Annotated in this window: 18 protein-coding genes and 1 riboswitch; of the genes, 9 read left to right on the top strand and 9 right to left on the bottom strand. The window is 53.2% G+C overall.

The window, feature by feature from the left end; all coding sequences use genetic code 11:
• Positions 1-128: 128 nt before the first annotated feature.
• Positions 129-902, top strand: coding sequence for an acetylglutamate kinase (gene argB, locus D5398_RS20805; RefSeq protein WP_120509332.1), 774 nt, complete (start codon positions 129-131; stop codon positions 900-902).
• Between the two features lie 88 nt (positions 903-990).
• Positions 991-2367 (top strand): argininosuccinate lyase, encoded by a 1377-nt coding sequence (gene argH, locus D5398_RS20800; RefSeq protein WP_120509331.1) that lies wholly within the window; start codon positions 991-993, stop codon positions 2365-2367.
• A 64-nt stretch (positions 2368-2431) separates the two neighbouring features.
• On the opposite strand, the gene D5398_RS20795 is transcribed toward argH, so the two are convergent.
• The 7 genes from D5398_RS20795 to D5398_RS20765 all read right to left on the bottom strand — a co-directional run bounded on the left by D5398_RS20795 (position 2432) and on the right by D5398_RS20765 (position 8625).
• A complete protein-coding gene (locus D5398_RS20795; protein ID WP_120509330.1) occupies positions 2432-3499 on the bottom strand; it encodes a M24 family metallopeptidase in 1068 nt (355 codons plus the stop codon).
• Between the two features lie 13 nt (positions 3500-3512).
• Complete coding sequence (locus tag D5398_RS20790) at positions 3513-4754, bottom strand: PTS fructose transporter subunit IIC (protein WP_120509329.1); 1242 nt, start codon at positions 4752-4754, stop codon at positions 3513-3515.
• Positions 4755-4790: 36 nt separating this feature from the next.
• Positions 4791-5111 (bottom strand): PTS fructose transporter subunit IIB, encoded by a 321-nt coding sequence (locus tag D5398_RS20785; RefSeq protein WP_120509328.1) that lies wholly within the window; start codon positions 5109-5111, stop codon positions 4791-4793.
• A gap of 2 nt (positions 5112-5113) precedes the next feature.
• Positions 5114-6502 (bottom strand): Sapep family Mn(2+)-dependent dipeptidase, encoded by a 1389-nt coding sequence (locus tag D5398_RS20780; RefSeq protein WP_162940805.1) that lies wholly within the window; start codon positions 6500-6502, stop codon positions 5114-5116.
• Positions 6503-6648: 146 nt separating this feature from the next.
• Positions 6649-6876, bottom strand: coding sequence for a hypothetical protein (locus D5398_RS20775; RefSeq protein ID WP_120509326.1), 228 nt, complete (start codon positions 6874-6876; stop codon positions 6649-6651).
• Positions 6877-6904: 28 nt separating this feature from the next.
• Positions 6905-7660 (bottom strand): LacI family DNA-binding transcriptional regulator, encoded by a 756-nt coding sequence (locus tag D5398_RS20770; protein ID WP_120509325.1) that lies wholly within the window; start codon positions 7658-7660, stop codon positions 6905-6907.
• Between the two features lie 203 nt (positions 7661-7863).
• Positions 7864-8625: a glutathione peroxidase gene (locus D5398_RS20765; RefSeq protein WP_120509324.1), complete on the bottom strand. Its 762-nt coding sequence runs from the start codon at positions 8623-8625 to the stop codon at positions 7864-7866.
• Positions 8626-8785: 160 nt separating this feature from the next.
• Between D5398_RS20765 and oxyR the strand changes: the two genes are divergently transcribed.
• Positions 8786-9709 (top strand): DNA-binding transcriptional regulator OxyR, encoded by a 924-nt coding sequence (gene oxyR / locus D5398_RS20760; protein WP_120509323.1) that lies wholly within the window; start codon positions 8786-8788, stop codon positions 9707-9709.
• Here oxyR and sthA read toward each other — a convergent pair.
• Complete coding sequence (gene sthA, locus D5398_RS20755) at positions 9692-11092, bottom strand: Si-specific NAD(P)(+) transhydrogenase (RefSeq protein ID WP_120509322.1); 1401 nt, start codon at positions 11090-11092, stop codon at positions 9692-9694. The genes oxyR and sthA overlap by 18 nt on opposite strands.
• A 211-nt stretch (positions 11093-11303) precedes the next feature.
• On the opposite strand from sthA, the gene fabR reads away from it, so the two are divergent.
• The 4 genes from fabR (at position 11304) to bglB (ending at position 15344) form a co-directional block, all read left to right on the top strand.
• Positions 11304-11984, top strand: coding sequence for an HTH-type transcriptional repressor FabR (gene fabR / locus D5398_RS20750; RefSeq protein ID WP_095924159.1), 681 nt, complete (start codon positions 11304-11306; stop codon positions 11982-11984).
• Entirely contained in the window at positions 11959-12318 is a 360-nt protein-coding gene (locus tag D5398_RS20745) for a YijD family membrane protein (protein ID WP_120509321.1), read from the top strand. The genes fabR and D5398_RS20745 overlap by 26 nt, the downstream gene beginning before the upstream one ends.
• 275 nt (positions 12319-12593) lie before the next feature.
• Positions 12594-14180, top strand: coding sequence for an MFS transporter (locus D5398_RS20740; RefSeq protein ID WP_120509320.1), 1587 nt, complete (start codon positions 12594-12596; stop codon positions 14178-14180).
• A 24-nt stretch (positions 14181-14204) separates the two neighbouring features.
• On the top strand, positions 14205-15344 hold the full coding sequence (gene bglB, locus D5398_RS20735; protein WP_120133165.1) for a beta-galactosidase BglB: 1140 nt from the start codon (positions 14205-14207) through the stop codon (positions 15342-15344).
• A 63-nt stretch (positions 15345-15407) separates the two neighbouring features.
• Here the strand turns inward: bglB and trmA are convergent, their stop codons facing one another.
• Positions 15408-16508, bottom strand: coding sequence for a tRNA (uridine(54)-C5)-methyltransferase TrmA (gene trmA, locus D5398_RS20730; protein WP_120509319.1), 1101 nt, complete (start codon positions 16506-16508; stop codon positions 15408-15410).
• Between the two features lie 141 nt (positions 16509-16649).
• Positions 16650-16917, top strand: a riboswitch (cobalamin riboswitch).
• A 71-nt stretch (positions 16918-16988) separates the two neighbouring features.
• Between trmA and btuB the strand changes: the two genes are divergently transcribed.
• Positions 16989-18851 carry a TonB-dependent vitamin B12 receptor BtuB gene (gene btuB, locus D5398_RS20725; RefSeq protein ID WP_120509318.1) on the top strand — a complete coding sequence of 621 codons (1863 nt, stop codon included), beginning with the start codon at positions 16989-16991 and terminating at the stop codon, positions 18849-18851.
• Positions 18796-19677 carry a glutamate racemase gene (gene murI, locus D5398_RS20720; RefSeq protein WP_120509317.1) on the top strand — a complete coding sequence of 294 codons (882 nt, stop codon included), beginning with the start codon at positions 18796-18798 and terminating at the stop codon, positions 19675-19677. Before btuB ends, murI begins: the two co-directional genes overlap by 56 nt.
• Positions 19678-19986 lie beyond the last annotated feature (309 nt).

The raw sequence follows: 19986 nt of genomic DNA, 5'->3' as shown, positions 1-19986 counted from the left end.
AATCCTCAGATTGTCAGCAAACAAAAACAACCGCCCCTGAGCGTTTATTCAGACGCGCAGGGGTGGTAGATTAAATGAAACCCATTGTTATTAATTAACATTCTCAACCGGTCGGGGCGCGAACAGCTATGAATCCGTTAGTCATCAAATTAGGTGGTGTGTTGCTGGACAATGAAGAAGCGCTTGAGCGCCTGTTCATGGCGGTCGTAGCTTATCGTCAGGAATATCACCGCCCGCTGGTCATTGTTCACGGTGGCGGCTGCCTGGTTGATGAGCTGATGAAAAAGCTGAATCTGCCCGTGGTGAAAAAAGCTGGTCTGCGTGTTACTCCGGCTGACCAGATTGATATCATCACCGGCGCGCTCGCGGGCAGCGCTAACAAAACCCTGCTGGCGTGGGCGGTAAAAAATCATATCAATGCGGTGGGTCTGTCTCTGGCGGACGGCGGCACCGTCAGCGTCACACAGCTGGATGCATCACTGGGCTTCGTCGGTAAAGCGGAAGCGGGCAATCCGGCGCTAATCAACACGCTGACCGGCGCAGGCTATCTGCCGATTGTCAGCTCTATTGGCATAACCGCAGCCGGTGAACTGATGAATGTAAATGCGGATCAGGCGGCAACGGCGCTGGCGGCCACGCTGGGCGCAGATCTGATCCTGCTGTCTGATGTCAGCGGTATTCTCGATGGCAAAGGTCAGCGTATTCCGGAAATGAGCGCAGAGAAAGCGGAACAGCTGATTGAGCAGGGCATTATCACTGACGGCATGATCGTCAAAGTCCACGCCGCGCTGGATGCTGCACGTTCTCTCGGACGTCCGGTGGACATCGCCAGCTGGCGTCACGCCGAGCAATTACCGGCACTATTTAACGGCGTAGCGATCGGCACACGCATTCTGGCGTAGCTTCGGATCTGGCGCGCATACGGTACACACTTTTGTCAGGGCGCAGCATCTTGCGCCCTTTTGCATAAAAAATTTCAGGAGCAGGAAAATGGCACTTTGGGGCGGACGTTTTACTCAGGCAGCAGATCAGCGTTTTAAAGAGCTGAATGATTCACTGCGTTTCGATTACCGGCTGGCAGAGCAGGACATTGTGGGCTCCGTTGCCTGGTCCAAAGCGCTGGTAACCGTGAATGTATTAACCGCGGATGAACAGATTCAGCTGGAAGAAGCCCTGACCGTACTGCTGGAGGAAGTCCGTGCCAATCCCCGCGCTATTTTAGCCAGCGATGCCGAAGATATTCACAGCTGGGTCGAAGGTAAGCTTATCGATAAAGTCGGCAATCTCGGCAAAAAACTGCACACCGGTCGCAGCCGTAACGATCAGGTCGCCACTGACATCAAACTGTGGTGTAAAGCGCAGGTGGTTGAGCTGGGCGATGCGTTACATCATTTGCAACAGGCGCTGGTCGCTACCGCTGAAGCTAATCAGGACGCCGTGATGCCGGGTTACACTCACCTGCAACGCGCTCAGCCGGTGACCTTCGCGCACTGGTGTATGGCGTATGTCGAAATGCTGGCGCGTGACGAAAGCCGTCTGAAAGATACGCTGACCCGTCTGGACGTCAGCCCGCTGGGTTGTGGCGCACTGGCCGGTACTGCGTATCCGATGGACCGCGAGCAGCTGGCAGGCTGGTTAGGCTTTGCATCTGCCACCCGCAACAGCCTCGACAGCGTGTCCGACCGTGACCACGTGCTGGAACTGCTTTCCAATGCGGCCATCAGCATGGTTCACCTGTCCCGTTTCGCCGAAGATCTGATCTTCTTCAACACCGGTGAAGCGGCATTTATCGATTTGTCTGACCGTGTGACATCAGGCTCTTCCCTGATGCCGCAGAAGAAAAACCCGGACGCGCTGGAGCTTATCCGTGGCAAATGCGGTCGGGTGCAGGGCGCACTGACCGGCATGATGATGACCATGAAAGGTCTGCCACTGGCGTATAACAAAGACATGCAGGAAGACAAAGAAGGGCTGTTCGACGCGCTCGACACCTGGATGGATTGTCTGAACATGGCATCGCTGGTGCTGGACGGTATTCAGGTGAAACGCCCGCGAGCGAAAGAAGCCGCACAGCAGGGTTACGCCAACTCCACCGAGCTGGCGGATTATCTGGTCGCCAAAGGTGTTCCGTTCCGTGAAGCGCACCATATTGTGGGTGAAGCGGTAGTGGAAGCGATAAATCAGGGCAAAGCGCTGGAAGAATTGCCGCTGGCAGATTTGCAGAAATTCAGCAGCGTGATTGGCGATGACGTTTACGCCATTCTCGAACTGCAATCCTGTCTCGATAAACGTGCGGCTAAAGGCGGTGTTTCTCCGCAGCAGGTCGCGCAGGCAATTGCCGATGCGAAAGCGCGTTTAGGGGTATAAATCTCTTAGCTTCTCCCCCTGCGAAGGGGGAGACTGAGAAAGGGTTTTGCAAACGACGGCAGTTCTACAAACAGATCTCTTCCCACGCCCGAGGACTTTGCGTCAGCACCTCGCCACCATTTTCCGTCACCAGTACGTCGTCTTCAATTCTCACACCGCCCAGACCCGGAACATAAATTCCCGGCTCAATGGTGATCACCATTCCCGGTTCCAGCGGCTGCGCATTTTGCGGGCTGAGCGCTGGCGCTTCGTGGACATCCAGACCTAAGCCATGCCCCAGATTATGGCTGAAATACTCGCCAAAACCTGCTGCTACAATAATATCGCGGGCGACGGCATCCAGTTCCTGACAGCGGATCCCCGGTCTCACGGCATCGCGGGCAGCCTGTTGCGCGATAAGTACCGTGTCGTAAATCGCTTTGAGTTCCGGGCTGACGTTGCCGAGGGCGAAAGTGCGTGTCATGTCGGAACAGTAATGCTGATATACCGCGCCGAAATCTATCGTCACCAGTTCACCGGTCATCAGTTTTTTGTCTGCCGGACGCCCGTGCGGCAATGCACCGCGCGTGCCGGAAACCACCACGGTATCAAACGACGTTTTACTGCCACCTGCCTGCCTCACGGCCATTTCGATATGATCCGCCAGCGCTTTCTCACTGATACCCGGCCTGATAAACGGAATAACCTTTTCCAGCGCGCGGTCAGCAATCGCAGCGGCCTCACGGATTTTGGCGATTTCATCGGGATATTTATGCACGCGCAGAACTGAAGCATCCCAATGCTGAAGTGCCAGGCCGCACTGACTTTCCAGCGCCTGCCAGGCGAGATGCGATAACGTGCTGGCATCGGCGAACAGGGTGTCTGCGCTGATAAACTGCCTGAGGAAATGGCTGAGCGGATGCTCAGCGTTGAGCGTCAGCACCTCAACGTCCGGATTGTTCTGGCTGCATTCGGCGCTGTAGCGACCATCGACCAGGATCCGCAGACCTGCTGGCGTGACCAGCACATAACCCGATGCGCTGTACAGTTCAGCCATCGCGTACTTACTGAACCTGTCGGTCAGAAGCACGGCGGCCATATTGTGCTCTGCCATATGCTGGCGCAGAACATCCAGACGTTGCTGACGACTCATTTATCCTCCGGTATCAGGCGACTTCAAGCAGGCCTTTTTTGATTAAACGGTTACGGTAGAACACGCAGGTCACCGCAATAAACAGTGAACCACCGAGCAGACCAATCAGGTAAGCCGGAATGTTGCTGATGAGTGGCCACGCCCAGATGGCGGATTCCGGGAACCATTGTACGGCACCCAGCGAAACTCCCAGCAACGCGCCGATAACGGCACCAATCACGTATACCGGAATGACAAACCCCGGACGTTCCAGTGCGAACGGAATCGACCCTTCTGAAATCCCCATAAAGCCCAGGAAAATCGCTGTGCGGCCAATCTGATTGAACTGGCGATCGTAAACCCGGCGCCCTACCAGCCATTTATCGATAACCGTTGAAAGCCCCAGCCCGAACGAAGGAATGACGATGGCAAGACAGCGTGCGGTGATCGGCAGCACTTTTTCGGTGGTGAAACCGAGCGCCACAAATCCTGCGGCTTTATTCACCGGTCCGCCAAGGTCAAAGGCTGTCGCGGCTGCCAGCAAAGTGGCGTAGAAATAAGTCCCTGCCGAGCCTGCGGCCTGCAACGCTTCTTTGATGAGCGTGTTCAGCCAGCCACCGATTGGTGTGATCAGGAACACCATCAATACCATCGCGACAATCGCGGAAATCAGCGGAATGAAAAAGGTGGTTTTGAACGCCAGCCAGTTGTGCGGCAGTTTGATGTTGTTATTCATCCAGCGGACGAAATAACCAACTACAAACGCAATCACGATGGCACCGAGGAATCCTGAAGCGACCGGTGCGACCGCCGCCCATTGCCCGCTGACCAGCGCAGGAACGGCCACCGGTTTGATTGCCACATAGCCGCCGATAAATCCGGCTGCCAGCGCCGTTTTACCGCCAATAGAGTTGGCAGTGAAAGCGGCAAACATCGGGATAGCAAAGCCAAACAGCGTGAACCCGAAGCTTTCCATGATGCTGGCGATTTGCAGCATCCAGACGGAACTGCCGGTGTAGCGCCCGCTGTTGAGCGCCGCCATGATCGACTCATCCGGTGACATCCCCAGAAAAACATACGGAATGATTTGCGACAGTGCGCCAATCAGGCCGCCCATAATCAGCACCGGGATCATGTAGGAAATACCGGTCATGATGTGTTTGCTGAACTCTTTCCAGGCATGGCTCTGACCTTTACCTGCCGGTCCTGCGGGCGCTGCCGGGGTATCGGAGGACTGACTGTGACCGGTATTGATGACTCTTTTTCTTATCGCCACGGGAAACTCCTTGCGCTTAACAAAGCAAAAGTGGAATTACTGACCCTGATCTTCTTCGATTTCGTCGATCAGCCCGCCGGCGTTTTTCACCGCGTCTTTCAGCTCGACTTCATACACTTCCACGCCGTTAAACCGCTCGATGTTTTGCGGGGTGATACCGGTCGCGTGAATGATGACTGTGGCCTGTGCGATATCTTCCGCCGTCAGTTCGTTCTGGATGCCGTCAGCCCCCTGCGTTTCAATTTTCACTTCATAACCCCGTGCGCGGGCGGCCACTTCGATGGCTTCGGCGGCCATAAAGGTATGGGCCAGACCCATCGGGCAGGCACACAGAGCAATCAGTTTCTTAGCAGACATAATCAGTTACCTCGTTTTTCACTGGTTTCGGCGGGCAGATTTGCCAGCCGGTAAAGGGCTTCGGCGTAAATACCGATGGCGCTGATAAAACGACTCAAGCTGCCGTATTCATCTGGGCTGTGAGTATTACCGGAAGATCCGTCGGGAAATTCGCAGCCAAAAATCACTGCGTTTTGCATCGCGCTGGCGTAACTGCCCGCGCCGGTGGTGCGTGAAGGATGGTGTGTATCGCCGGTGTGGCGGGTGTAAATCTCATGCAGCGTCTGCACCAGCGGGCTGTCTGGCGGATAAAGGCTCGGCGGTTTGACCGGCTGGATTTCAAAGCGGCTGGCGGGCCAGTCGTGATTCCAACGCGCAAGACTTTCCGTGATCATTTCTGCGCTGATATTTTCGGGATAACGCACATTGAGTGTCAGTGTCATCAGCCCGTTTTCGATGTTCAGTACCGTCGGCACCAGCAGGATTTTTCCGCATTCTCCGGCGGTGTCCAGCGCAAAACGCACGCCGCTCTGGCCGGTTTTCGCCTCGGTGATTTCGACCAGTTGTTGCGTCCAGCGGGCGTTATAGCGCTGATGAAGTAACTGCGCCGTGGCGACTACCGGGTTCAGGCAGGATTCCGGTTTTGATGAATGACCACCGCGGCCATACAGCCGCCAGTGGTCGGCGGATTCCGGCTCCGCCAGCAGCGTAAATCCCTCTTCCAGCGTCCAGCTGCCGCAATACAGCGAAAGGCCGCGCAGGTGCGCGACATCAGGAATGGAATTCACCACTTCGCCGCAGGAAACCGACAAATCAGGTTGTTCCACAGGCGCCGTTAGCGTGACCAGTAACGAGCCTTTTTCGCCGTAGATCACCGGAAATTTTCCGTCAGGCGTGAAAGCGAAGGCCGGTTGTGGCTGTGATTCAAAATAACGGCGGATACAACGGAAGCCGGTTTCTTCGTTACCGCCCGCGACCAGACGAATGCGGCGCGCCAGCGGCAGTTGCAGCTCGCGCAGAATATCCAGTGCCAGCCATGCGGCGATCATCGGGCCTTTATCATCAACGACGCCGCGACCCATCAGCTTATCGCCCAGCCGCGTCAGCTGATACGGCGGGAAATGCCAGCCCTCACCAGCAGGAATGACATCGGCATGCCCAAAGACATACACAATTTCGTCGCCACTGCCGTATTCGATATGTACCGCGTGATGATCAACGTTGAGCGTCTTCAGTCCGGCATCGTCGCCGAGTTTTTGCCACCAGCCCAGCGCATCAGCTACGCCCTGACCAAACGGGGCATCCGGCTGGCGAGTTTCGCTGTCGAAGGGCGAGGGGATTGCCACCCATTGCGCGAGTAATTGAAGAAAATGATTTGCCCTGTCCCGGGCGTGTGCGGAGAAGTCGATCATTGACCCTGGCCATCTGGAAAACATGGAGGTAAGCATCACGGCTGGCGCAAAAAGCGTCAAAAGGCAGGATTCAGGAATGATAAATAAAACAGGTAAAATTTTTTGCCGTTTTTTTTAACCTGTTCAGGACGCGAGTGGACGGTGTGTCAGAGGAACGCGGGAGCAACCGTCAGCCGCGAGTCTCCGGGTAATAATGAGGAGCCCTCCAGCTGGTGTCGCAGGCATTCAAGCGCACGGGTGGCGATCGCGTTGTGACTGACGGCAATCAGCGGCAGTTGCAGCTTTACCGACTGGTCACATTCACCAAAACCGGTCAGCGCAATGCGTCGTGAAAAAAGCCGCCATTTGTTGGCCTGTAACCGGCTGGCCAGCACGTGATATACAGCCTGCAAAACCGTCGGGTTATCGCACAGGATTGCTAGGGTTATGTTTGAGTACCTGCGTGGCAGCCAGTGACGCATCATCAAGCGTGGCAGCGCAGGGAAAGCTGAGCGCCGGTGAAAATGCCACGCCCGCTTTGCCCAGCGCTACGGAAAGTCCGCCGAGCCGCTCGGCACGGATCAGCGAGTGGTTTTCGCCGCCGAGATACGCAATATGTTGATGTTGTTGCTCCAGCAACGCATCTGCGGCCATATGCGCGGCCAGTGCATTATCGGGATGGACGGCCGCAACCGGCCCCGGATGATGATGTGCGCATATTCCCGTCAGTGCAACGTGACGTGCCGCCATTCTGGCATTCAGCGCCTGCAATGTTTCCGAACGGCTGTTCAGTAATTTGCCGCAGATAATAATGCCCCGCGCATCCTGGGAAAGAAGCGCTTCGGCCTGAGCGAGCACGTCAGCGGGAGCCAGTGTGGAATACGCCAGCGCGAGGGCGAAACCGGCCTGTTGCAACATGTTCGCCAGTTCCGGCAGCAGGCCTGCCGAAAAGGCACAGCCATACGGCAGTAAAAGGCCGATACGCGCTAGTGTGACGGGCGGGGAAGTGATGGTGCGACGGTAACCCAGCTGGTCAATCGCCTGATAAATCCTTTCCACGCCCTCCGGCGAAATGCGACCTTTTCCGCCCAGCACCAGCGAAACTGCCGCTACTGATACGCCGGCCAGACGGGCGACATCCTGCTGCGTGATTTTATTGCGGGGTTTTTGCGCCGTCATCGAGGTGCCATTCGTTATAAAGGAACCGCAAAGTGTCGCAGGTGCGTGGCTGGAAAACAGGGTCGGTGATCTCAGAAGGGGATAGTGAAACAAAAAAAGGCGGATCAGAGATCCGCCGAAAATTCACGTAGTCTAACTTTGCTTTTTTGTTGGTAATGCAGGGATTTCTTGTCTTACTTCTTACAGCTGTTTCTTATCGAAGATTATTGTGCGACTTCACACAGGTCTTCTGTTTCTGAATGGAGGTAAACCTCCAGGTCGTCACTTCCCCCGATGTGGCGTCCACCGATAAAGACTTGCGGCACTGTCGCCCGGCCCGTCACGGCGCGCAGACTGACGGTGGTCGCGTCTTTACCTAATACAATTTCTTCGTACTGAATGCCGCGTTCCTGCAACATTTGTTTGGCTTTGGCGCAGAACGGACATCCCGGTTTGGTGAACACGGAGACGGATTCCTGCACTTTGAATTCTGGTGCCAGATATTTCAGCATGGTGTCGGCATCCGACACTTCAAACGGGTCGCCCGGTTTGTTTGGCTCGACGAACATTTTTTCCACCACGCCGTTACGTACCAGCATGGAATAACGCCATGAGCGCGGGCCGAAACCTAAATCTGCTTTCTCTACCAGCATGTCCATCCCTTTGGTGAATTCACCGTTACCGTCCGGAATGAAAGTGATGTTTGATGCGTTTTGCTCTGCTTTCCAGGCATTCATCACGAAAGTGTCGTTTACGGAAACGCACAGAATGCTGTCCACCCCGTGACTTTTAAAGACCGGTGCCAGTTCGTTGTAACGTGGCAGATGGCTCGAAGAACACGTCGGGGTAAATGCGCCCGGCAGTGAAAAGACAATCACTGTTTTATTTTTGAACAGCTCATCGCTGGTGAGATCTACCCATTGGTCGCCCTGGCGGGTGTGAAAAGTAACCTGCGGTATGTGTTTACCTTCCTGGCTTGCGAACATGAATAACCTCCTGATTACTGAATATAAATGAATGTCTTAACGGTCATGCCGCTTCGTTGGGATGCATTATTAACGATAAAGGTTGATAGATATAATCGTTGATTGCTATCTTATCTATCGTTACCGACTATCGCATTGCCTTATAGGGACTGGAGGAAAAATGAACATCCGTGATTTAGAGTATCTGGTGGCACTGGCAGAGTTCCGTCATTTCCGTCGCGCCGCAGACTCATGCCATGTCAGCCAGCCAACGTTGAGCGGACAGATCCGCAAACTGGAAGACGAGCTGGGTGTGATGTTGCTGGAAAGAACCAGCCGTAAGGTGCTGTTTACGCAGGCGGGGTTACTGCTGGTCGATCAGGCACGCACGGTGCTGCGCGAAGTGAAAGTGCTTAAAGAGATGGCGAGTCAGCAGGGCGAAGCGATGTCCGGCCCGATGCATATCGGGCTGATCCCAACCGTCGGACCTTATCTTTTGCCGCAAATTATTCCGTCATTGCACAAGACGTTCCCGAAACTGGAAATGTATCTGCATGAAGCGCAAACCCATCAGCTGCTGGCGCAACTCGACAGCGGAAAGCTCGATTGTGCCATTCTGGCGCTGGTGAAAGAGAGCGAAGCGTTTATAGAAGTGCCGTTATTCGATGAGCCGATGAAACTGGCAATCTATGACGATCATCCGTGGGCATCACGCGATCGCGTGGCGATGGCCGATCTGGCGGGTGAAAAACTGCTGATGCTGGAAGACGGACACTGTCTGCGCGATCAGGCTTTAGGTTTTTGCTTCCAGGCAGGTGCTGACGAGGATACGCATTTCCGTGCGACCAGTCTGGAAACGCTGCGCAATATGGTCGCGGCGGGCAGCGGCATTACCTTACTGCCATCACTGGCCGTGCCAAAAGAGCGCAGCCGTGACGGAGTGACTTACCTGACATGTGACAAACCGGAACCGCGACGCACTATCGCGTTGGTATACCGTCCCGGTTCGCCACTGCGCGGGCGTTACGAACAACTTGCTGAAGCCATTAAAGAGCACATGCAGCCTTACATGGATAAAACCGCGGTATTAAAACAAGCGGTTTAATCCGTTCAGCGCGGCAACACGATAGGCTTCTGCCATGGTCGGATAGTTGAAGGTCGTATTAACGAAATACTCGATAGTATTGCCTTCCCCTTTCTGTTCCATGATGGCCTGGCCGATGTGGATAATTTCGGCGGCACGTTCACCAAAGCAATGAATACCCAGAATTTCTTTGGTTTCACGGTGGAACAACAGCTTCAGGCTGCCGACATTCATCCCGGCAATTTGTGCGCGTGCCAGATGTTTGAACTGGGCGCGGCCCACTTCGTATGGCACTTTCATCGCTGTCAGTTCCTGCTCAGTTTTACCGACGGAACTGATTTCAGGAATGGTGTAGATACCGGTTGGAATGTTTTCAATCAGGTGGACTTTGGCTTCCCCCTGAATCATCGCCTGTGCGGCAATACGGCCCTGATCGTAAGCAGCTGATGCCAGACTTGGGTAACCGATCACATCACCGACCGCATAAATATGCGATAGCGCCGTCTGGTACATGCTGTTCACTTTCAGCAAACCGCGGCTGTCGGCTTCCAGACCAATATTCTCCAGACCCAGCTTGTCGGTGTTACCGGTGCGTCCGTTGGCGTACAACAGCGCGTCGGCTTTCACTTTTTTACCGGATTTGAGATGCATGATCACGCCATCTTCCACACCTTCGATCATCTCGAATTCTTCGTTGTGGCGGATAACCACACCGTTGTTCCAGAAGTGGTAGGAAAGGGCGTCCGACATTTCCTGATCGAGGAAAGAGAGCAGGCGGTCGCGGGTGTTGATTAAGTCCACTTTGACGTTCAGCCCACGGAAAATCGACGCATATTCGCAGCCGATCACACCTGCTCCGTAAATAATGACGTGGCGCGGTTCGTGGCTCAGTTCAAGGATCAGATCGCTGTCATAAATGCGTGGATGACCAAAATCGACGTTGGCAGGGCGGTAAGGACGCGAGCCGCAGGCGATGATGATGTTATCAGCGGTGATTTGTTCATGCGTGTTATCGGCATAGCGGATGCTGACAGTATTGGCATCCACGAAGCTGGCGTCGCCGGAAAACAGCTGGCACTGGTTTCTTTCATAGAAACCCTGACGCATACGGGTCTGCTGATTAATAACCGAATCGGCATGGCGCAGAATATCCGGGAAGCTTGAACTCATGGTGCGCGAGTTATCGCTGTAGAGCGGATTCTGGTTAAATTCGATGATTCTGCTGACGGCGTGGCGCAGTGCTTTGGAAGGGATGGTGCCCCAGTGAGTACATCCGCCACCGACGTTGTTATAGCGTTCGATGACAGCAACCCGGGCGCCTTGTTTAACCAGTCCCATCGCGGCGCCTTCTCCGCCAGGGCCTGAGCCAATGATGATGGCATCAAAATGTGAGTGCTGTGGCATAGTTCGAAACCTATTTTTATACAAAATCACAACGAGAAAGTAACATATTACACCTGTTTACCCCACATGCAGTTGTCATTTAATGGTAAAGCAGCAACATTCTGACCCACTTTATGCTGTTGTTTCTTTGGCTCCGCCCGTTAAAAATTTTGGTATAGTGAATCGGTATCGGGCGAATAATCAAAAGAAGAATACTATCCGGATGAAGGTCATGGGCGTAAGAGCACAACAAAAAGAGCGCACGCGTCGCTCGCTGATCGAGGCGGCTTTTAGCCAGCTCAGTGCCGAGCGCAGCTTTGCCAGTCTGAGCTTGCGTGAAGTTTCCCGCGAAGCAGGAATTGCACCCACATCCTTTTATCGGCATTTTCGCGATGTGGATGAACTGGGTCTGACAATGGTGGATGAAAGCGGTCTGATGTTGCGTCAGCTGATGCGCCAGGCGCGCCAGCGTATTGCCAAAGGTGGCAGCGTGATCCGCACGTCGGTCTCCACTTTTATGGAGTTCATCGGTAATAATCCCAACGCATTCCGCCTGCTGCTGCGTGAACGTTCCGGCACGTCTTCGGCTTTCCGTGCCGCTGTCGCCCGTGAAATTCAGCATTTTATTGCGGAACTTGCTGACTATCTGCAACTCGAAAACCATATGCCGCGCAGTTTTACCGAAGCGCAGGCTGAAGCCATGGTGATTATCGTTTTCAACGCCGGTGCTGAAGCACTGGATGTGGATATCGCACAGCGTCGCCAGCTCGAAGAACGGCTGGTGTTGCAGTTGCGGATGATTTCCAAAGGCGCGTATTACTGGTATCGCCGTCAACAGGAACGTACGGCTGTGACTCCCATCAATAATAAGACCCGAGGTAAAGAAGATGACCGAACAACCGAACCAGGATAATGGCACTCTGGTTTTGGCTCTGATTGCCGGGCTGTCGATTAATGGCACTTTCGATGCGTTATTCAGCTCCATCGTCACATTTTCGATTTTCCCCATCGTTTCCCTGGTGTTAGCAGTATATTGTCTGCATGTTCGCTACCACAGAGGTGAAATGCCGAAAGGATTACCGGTACTGGCAGCGGCCAGTTTCCTGCTGGGATTGCTGCTTTACAGCACAATTGTCCGCGCGGAATATCCTGAGCTGGGTTCGAATTTCATGCCGTCGCTGATCAGTGTCGCACTGGTGTTTTGGATAGGCCTGAAGCTGAAAAAACGCAAATCTTCAATTCAGTAAAATCTATTCTGATATTCAAAAAAGGCAATCTGCGGGTTGCCTTTTTTATGTTTCCTTCATTTAATGAACTGTCATTTCATTAATATCAAACCTATGTTCAATAGTTAGATATTGATCGCCCACTTCTTTATTTCTTTGCCATAAAGTTCGTTTGAGTGGCAAAAACCAAAAGGTTTTCATTCCTGCACCTCGTTAATTTGAATCATGGCCGGACGATGAATCTTCGTTCGCATTCAGCCTACGCCTATAGGTGATTTAACAGGGGCAAGACGGCAATGAAAACACGTAAAATTGGGATCTTTAATTACATCGCCTACGGCTCTGGCGATTTTCTGGGGGCAGGAACCACAGCCCTGACAGCGGCGTGGCTGCTCTATTTCTATACTACGTTCTGCGGGCTCTCGCCCATCGAGGCGACCTTTATCTTTGCTACCGCACGCGTCGCCGATGCGGTACTGAGTCCAATGATGGGCTATCTCACCGACAACTTCGGCAATACCTGGCTCGGTAAACGGTTTGGCCGCCGTAAGTTCTTCATTCTGCTCGGTATCCCCTGTGTCTTCAGCTACAGCTTTATGTGGGTGGGCGACATGGGATACGTCTATTACCTGCTGACTTATCTGCTGTTCGACATTGTCTACACCATGATTCTGGTGCCGTATGAAACACTGGTGCCGGAAATGACGGATGATTTCAAACAGAAAACCAAATTCTCTGGCGCCCGTATCGCGCTGGCGCAGCTCTCCGCTATCCTCGCTGCATTCCTGCCGGGGATTCTGTTGCAGCATTTCGGCAAAGATAACGCCATTTCCTTCTTCTATTCGAGCCTGGTATTTGCGGTGATTTGTGCCTTCGTCCTGACGCTGGTCTATTTCTTTACCTGGGAACGTCCGGAAGAACTCAAATCTGAAGCCACGAAGAAAATCGAACGCGAGCGTCAGCAACTGACTCTGGCACAAAGCCTGAAACGCCTGAAAGTCGAATTGTCTTCTACGCTGCGCATCAAGATTTTCCGTCAGCATCTGGGTTTGTATCTGGGCGGGTATATCGCGCAGGACGTATTTAATGCCGTGTTCACCTATTACGTGGTCTTCGTGCTGATGCAAAGTGCGGCGATTGCTTCCAATCTGATGGGAATGATGGCGATTCTGCAATTCGTGGCGGTGATCGGCATGATCCCGTTGTGTATCCGATTCGGCCCTGCGCCTTCTTACCGGCTGGCGGTTTCCCTGTTCGGGCTCGCGGCGTTGTCTTACGGCGTGCTGTATTACACCGGCATGAATGATTCGATGTCGTTGCTGTTACTGGTCTCTGCGCTGGCCGGTCTCGGACGTGGCGGGATCAACTATGTGCCCTGGAATATCTATACCTATATTGCTGACGTCGATGAAACCATCACCGGACAGCGCCGCGAAGGGATTTTCGCGGGCGTCATGACGCTGACCCGTAAAGCTTCGCAGGCCGGCGCGGTGATGCTGGTAGGGATTATTTTACAACTTGCCGGATTTGTATCCGGACAAAGCCAGCAGGTTCCGGCGGTCGGCCATACCATCCTTGGTGTGCTGGTGATCGGGTCGTTGCTGATGCTCAGCATGGGCTTCATTATCTCGTTGTTCTTCCATCTTAACCAGAAAACCCACGGTGTACTGACCCGTGAAACGCAAAAAATGCGTGATGCCAACCGCATCGTGCCGGAGCAAATCACACCGGAAGACCGGGCAACCGTCGAAATGCTGACAGGGATGAAATACGAATCTCTGTGGGGCAATAACAACATCGGTTATCTGCATCGCAATAACCCGCCACCCGAAAAGCTGACCCGCGAAAATACCGCCGAAATACCGGTCCAGGGACGTTTATAATTTTTGAATTCACAGGAGAACGCCATGAAAGTTTTTGAAGTTAAACACAGTGCTTTGCTGCGACAGCCGGAACATTTCATTTCACGCGGGGAACTGAAATCGCTGATCCACAACGTGACCAATAATCTGGTGAATATCGAAGATAAAACCGGGGAATTCCTGTTAAGACTGGATGACGGTCGCGTGATTGATACCAAAGGCTGGGCAGGCTGGGAGTGGACGCACGGCATCGGGTTGTATGGTATCTATCAGTACTATCAGCAGACCGGCGACGAAAAAATGCGTGCGGTGATCGACGACTGGTTTACTGCGCGTCTGGCTGAAGGGACGCCAACCAAAAACGTCAATACCATGAGTCCGTTCCTGACGCTGGCGTATCGTTACGAAGAAACCGGTAATGCGGCATGGCGTCCCTATCTGGAACGCTGGGCAGAGTGGGTGATGTATGAAATGCCGCGCACCGACAAAGGCGCGATGCAGCACATCGTTTATAACAACGAAAACCATCAGCAAATGTGGGATGACACGTTGATGATGAGTGTACTGCCGCTGGCCAAAATCGGTAAGTTGCTCGACCGCCCGGAGTTTGTTGAAGAGGCGACGTATCAGTTCCTGCTGCATGTGCAATATCTGATGGATCGCGAAACCGGCCTGTGGTTCCACGGCTGGACATTTGACGGTCATCATAATTTTGCCCAGGCCCGTTGGGCGCGCGGAAACAGCTGGCTGACGATTGCCATTCCTGAATTCCTTGAACTGGTGGATTTACCGGAAAACAACGCGACACGCCGCTATTTATTGCAGGTGCTGGAAAGTCAGGTCAGTGCACTGGCGAAATGTCAGGACGACAGCGGGTTATGGCATACGCTGCTCGACGATCCGCACTCTTATCTGGAAAGCTCGGCGACTGCCGGTTTCGCCTACGGCATTCTGAAAGCGGTGCGTAAGCGCTATATCGATGCGTCGTATGCGCCGGTGGCAGAGAAAGCCATTCAGGGGGTTATTAAGCATATCAATCCGGCCGGGGAACTGACGCAAACGTCATTCGGCACCGCGATGGGGAACAATCTCGATTTCTATCGTGAGATTGCGCTGACGTCGATGCCTTACGGACAGGCGATGGCGATCCTTTGCCTGTCAGAATATTTGCGGGTTTATCTGTAAAAAGAGTAGTGCAGTAAAGGAAACGGGCACGCCGAGGTGCCCGTTTTTTTCATCCGCGGATAATCAGATTTTTTCCAGCAGAACGCCTGATTCCATATGGTGCGTGTACGGGAACTGATCAAACAACGCCAGACGCGTCACGCGATGCGTTGTACTCAGGGTTTCCAGGTTCGCACACAGCGTTTCAGGATTACAGGAGATATAAAGAATACGGTCGTACCCAGCCACCATTTTCACGGTTTCGTCATCCAGCCCGCTGCGCGGCGGATCAACAAAAATCGTGTTGCATTCATATCCGCTTAAATCGACATCCTGTAAACGACGGAATTCACGCACGCCGTTCAGCGCCTGAGTAAAATCTTCCGCAGCCATGCGGATAATCTGCACGTTATCAATATGGTTCGCGGCAATATTGTATTGCGCGGCGGCAACGGAAGGCTTGGCGATTTCAGTCGCCAGAACGCGGCGGAAGTTACGTGCCAGAGCCAGCGAGAAGTTGCCGTTACCGCAGTAAAGTTCCAGCAAATCACCGGTCGAGTTTTCCGTAGCTTTCAGTGCCCATTCCAGCATCTGGATATTCATCTCAGCATTGGGCTGGGTGAAACTGTTTTCCACCTGACGGTAAATCATATCGCGGCCCGCGACAGGCAGGACTTCATCGACATAATCCTGATCGAGCATGATTTTGGTTTTCGCGGCGCGGCCAATCAGCTGTATATCAAAACCGTCAGCACGCAGCTGGTCGCGCAGGGCGGTGGCGGCCTGCTGCCACTCTTCATCGAGCTTACGATGGTACAGCAGTGAGGCGATGATTTTGCCGCTGCGGGTCGACAAATAGTCGATCTGGAAGATCTTACGACGCAATGCTGGATCTTGCTTGATAGCGGAGATAAGCACCGGCATCAGGCGGTTAATCAGTTCGCTGGCAGTCGGGAACTGGTCCACGCGCATACGGGCTTTGGTCTGCTGATCAAACATGATGTGGTACAGGTCGCCCTCATCATGCCAGACGCGGAATTCCGCGCGCATACGATAATGGCTGACAGGAGAGCGGAAAACGTCAGGCTGCGGCGCATTAAAAGGCGACATCATCGCCGTGAGACGTGCGGACTTTTCCGCCAGCTGGTCGTCGTATTGTTCAATGGGCAGGTTTTCAGGCGTCATCAGTTTTCTCGTCTACCAGGGAATGAATGTACAAACTTAGCGGGGGATTGTAGGGAAAGTCTCCTCCATGTCTACCTTTGTCGTGTTTATATCGGGAAAGTTCATCTGGCATTACGGATGTCTGGATTTCCAAATAGGTTGATCGTACGATTGCGCTTCGGCCTCATTGACTGAGTTAAAAGGGAATCCGGTGTGAATCCGGAACTGGCGCGCAGCGGTATGGGGAAATCACGGCGATAGCATTCTTTATTATGCAGACACTGTTTCTTCCTTCTCTGTCCTTATATAGGAAAGGAGAAAGAGGAGATGGGAAGTCATCGCCCGGTGCGGGTATTCTCCATTAATTACGACGTAATTAATGGACCTGCAAATCCTAAGTCCGAAGACCTGCCGATGTTACGTCGCATTAATCATCGTCGTCGCGAAATACCGCCGGTGATCCTCTGCGGCATCCGCCAATTAAGTTTGGATGCTAGATTCATGACAATTAAAAAGCACGTGCTGCTGACGGCATTATCCGTCACGGCTTTTTCAGGGTGGGCGCAAGACAGCACTTCTACAAACAGCAGCGATAATATGGTGGTTACCGCTAACCGTTTCCCTCAGCCGGTTTCTTCTGTCCTCGCACCGACCGATGTCGTTACGCGTGAAGATATCGACAGATGGCAGTCAAAATCCGTGGCCGATGTGTTGCGCCGTTTGCCTGGCGTGGATATCGCGCAAAACGGCGGAATGGGTCAGCAGTCTTCCTTATTCGTTCGCGGTACCAATTCCAACCATACGCTGGTTTTAATCGATGGCGTACGCCTTAATCAGGCCGGTATTTCCGGTTCTGCCGATATCAGCCAGATCCCACTTTCGCTGGTTCAGCGCATTGAGTTTATCCGCGGCCCGCGTTCTGCGGTCTATGGCTCCGATGCCATCGGTGGTGTCGTCAATATTATTACGACGCGCGATAAAGATGGTACGACGCTCGGCGCAGGCGTGGGCTCGCATGGTTATCAAAACTATAACGGCTCTACGCAGCAAAAGATTGGTGAAAACACCACAGTGACTGCTGCGGGGGATTACACCTATACGCGCGGTATTGATGTGGTTGCCGACGGCGCAACAGGCGGCATTCCGCAGCCCGATCGCGATGGCTTCATGAGTAAAACGCTGTATCTGGCGTTGCAGCATCAGTTCAATGAGGAGATCAGTGGCTTTGCGCGAGCCTATGGTTTCGATAACCGCACGGCTTATGATGCCTACGATTCTCCGGGCAGCCCGCTGATTGATACCCGCCAGCTTTACAGCCGGACCTATGACACCGGCTTGCGTTATCAGAATGGCATTTACGCCACGCAGCTTATCGGCAGCTACAGCCACGTCAAAGACTACAACTACGATCCGAAATACGGCCCGTATGATTCTTCCGCGTCTCTGGATGACTCCGACCAGTACAACGTGCAATGGGGAAATACATTCCAGATATGGAAAGGTGAGGTCAGCGCAGGTCTGGACTGGCAGAAACTGACCACCGAGCCGGGAACCAACTATCTGGCCGATGGTTATGACCAGCACAACACAGGCGTGTATCTGACCACGCAGCAAAAAATCAGCGATTTCACGCTGGAAGGTGCCGTGCGTAGTGACGATAACTCCCAGTTTGGTCAGCACACCACCTGGCAGAGCAGCGCAGCGTGGGAATTCATCGATGGTTATCGTCTGATCGCTTCTTATGGTACAGCCTATAAATCGCCGAATCTGGGGCAGCTTTATAGCGGATACGGCGGTAACCCGGATCTTAAACCTGAAGAAAGTAAGCAATGGGAAGGCGGGCTGGAAGGCCTGACGGGGCCTCTCAGCTGGCGCCTGAATGTTTATCGTAACGACATCGATCAGATGATTAATTACGACGACTCGACCAGTACTTACTACAACATCGGTAAAGCGACGATTAAAGGTGTGGAATGGACAGGGTCTTTCGATACCGGTCCGCTGCAACATCAGATTACGCTGGAATATCTTGATCCACGTAATGCGACAACCAACGAGATTCTGGTCCGTCGTGCGAAGCAGCAGGTGAAATACCAGATTGACTGGAACATCGCTGACATCGACTGGTCGATCAACTATCAGTATCTGGGACAGCGTTACGATACCGACTACGGAACCTATCCTAACCAGACCGTTAAACTGGGCGGCGTAAGTTTGTGGGATCTCGCGGCATCATATCCTGTGACCTCACACCTGACAGTTCGTGGTAGAATTGCCAACTTGTTTGATAAAGATTACGAGACGGCTTATGGCTATGCCACACCAGGACGTGAGTACTACCTCTCTGGAAGCTATACCTTCTGATACAACACAAGTTCCTGAACGCCCGACGGTGCTGGTTTTTGATTCCGGCGTCGGCGGGTTGTCGGTTTATGATGAGGTCCGGCAGATGTTGCCGGACCTGCACTATATATATGCCTTCGATAATGTAGCTTTCCCCTACGGTGAGAAATCCGAAGAGTTTATTGTTGAGCGCGTGGTTGAGATTGTCACTGCCGTCGCGAAACGCCACCCCCTCTCTATTATTGTCATCGCCTGCAACACTGCGAGCACCGTTTCTCTTCCTGCATTACGCGCCAAATTCAGTTGCCCAGTTGTCGGGGTTGTTCCTGCCATCAAACCTGCGGCCAAATTAACCCGTAATGGAGTGGTCGGATTGCTGGCGACGCGCGCGACGGTACAACGTCCTTATACGCATGACTTAGTTGCGCGGTTTGCGACAGATTGTCAGATTCTGATGCTGGGATCGGCGGAGCTGGTGGAACTCGCCGAAGCGAAGCTGCATGGCGAAGAGGTTTCACTGGCGGCATTGAAGAAAATCCTGCACCCGTGGCTGCGTTTACGTGAACCACCGGACACTGTGGTATTAGGTTGCACGCATTTCCCGCTGCTTTCGCAAGAGTTGTCACAGGTTTTACCCGACGGCACGCGCATGATCGACTCCGGTTCTGCGATTGCCAGACGTGCGCACTGGTTAATTGAGACTTCTCATGCCGCTATTCCAGAAAAAAAAGCCGGTGTTGAAATAGAGAGTGTCGCCTACTGCATGGCGATGACCGCAGAGGCGCAAAGTTTGCTGCCTGTTTTACAGTCATATGGCTTCATAAGTATCCAGGAATTGCCGCTTTAAACGCCATTTGATGAAAGATTCAGCGGTCAGTAAATTATTTGTATTTTAGGGGTTGCGGCCTTCTGAGAACTCCCTATAATGCGCCTCCACTGACCGGGAACAACGACTGACAAGTCGCTCGGACAGGAAGAGAAAAAGTAGAATGTTCGAATGAATAATCTCTTGACTCTTCAGCGGGAAAACGTAATATACGCCTCCCGCGCCGCATAAGATTCCTTGCGAACCGCGGCATGCTCTTTAACAATTTATCAGACAATCTGTGTGGGCACTCACAAGACGATATCAGCCACCTCGGTGGCAAAAAATATC

Source organism: Rahnella bruchi (assembly GCF_003614975.1).
In the GTDB taxonomy this organism is placed as follows: domain Bacteria; phylum Pseudomonadota; class Gammaproteobacteria; order Enterobacterales; family Enterobacteriaceae; genus Rahnella; species Rahnella bruchi.
This window is presented reverse-complemented; position numbering and strand designations above follow the sequence as displayed.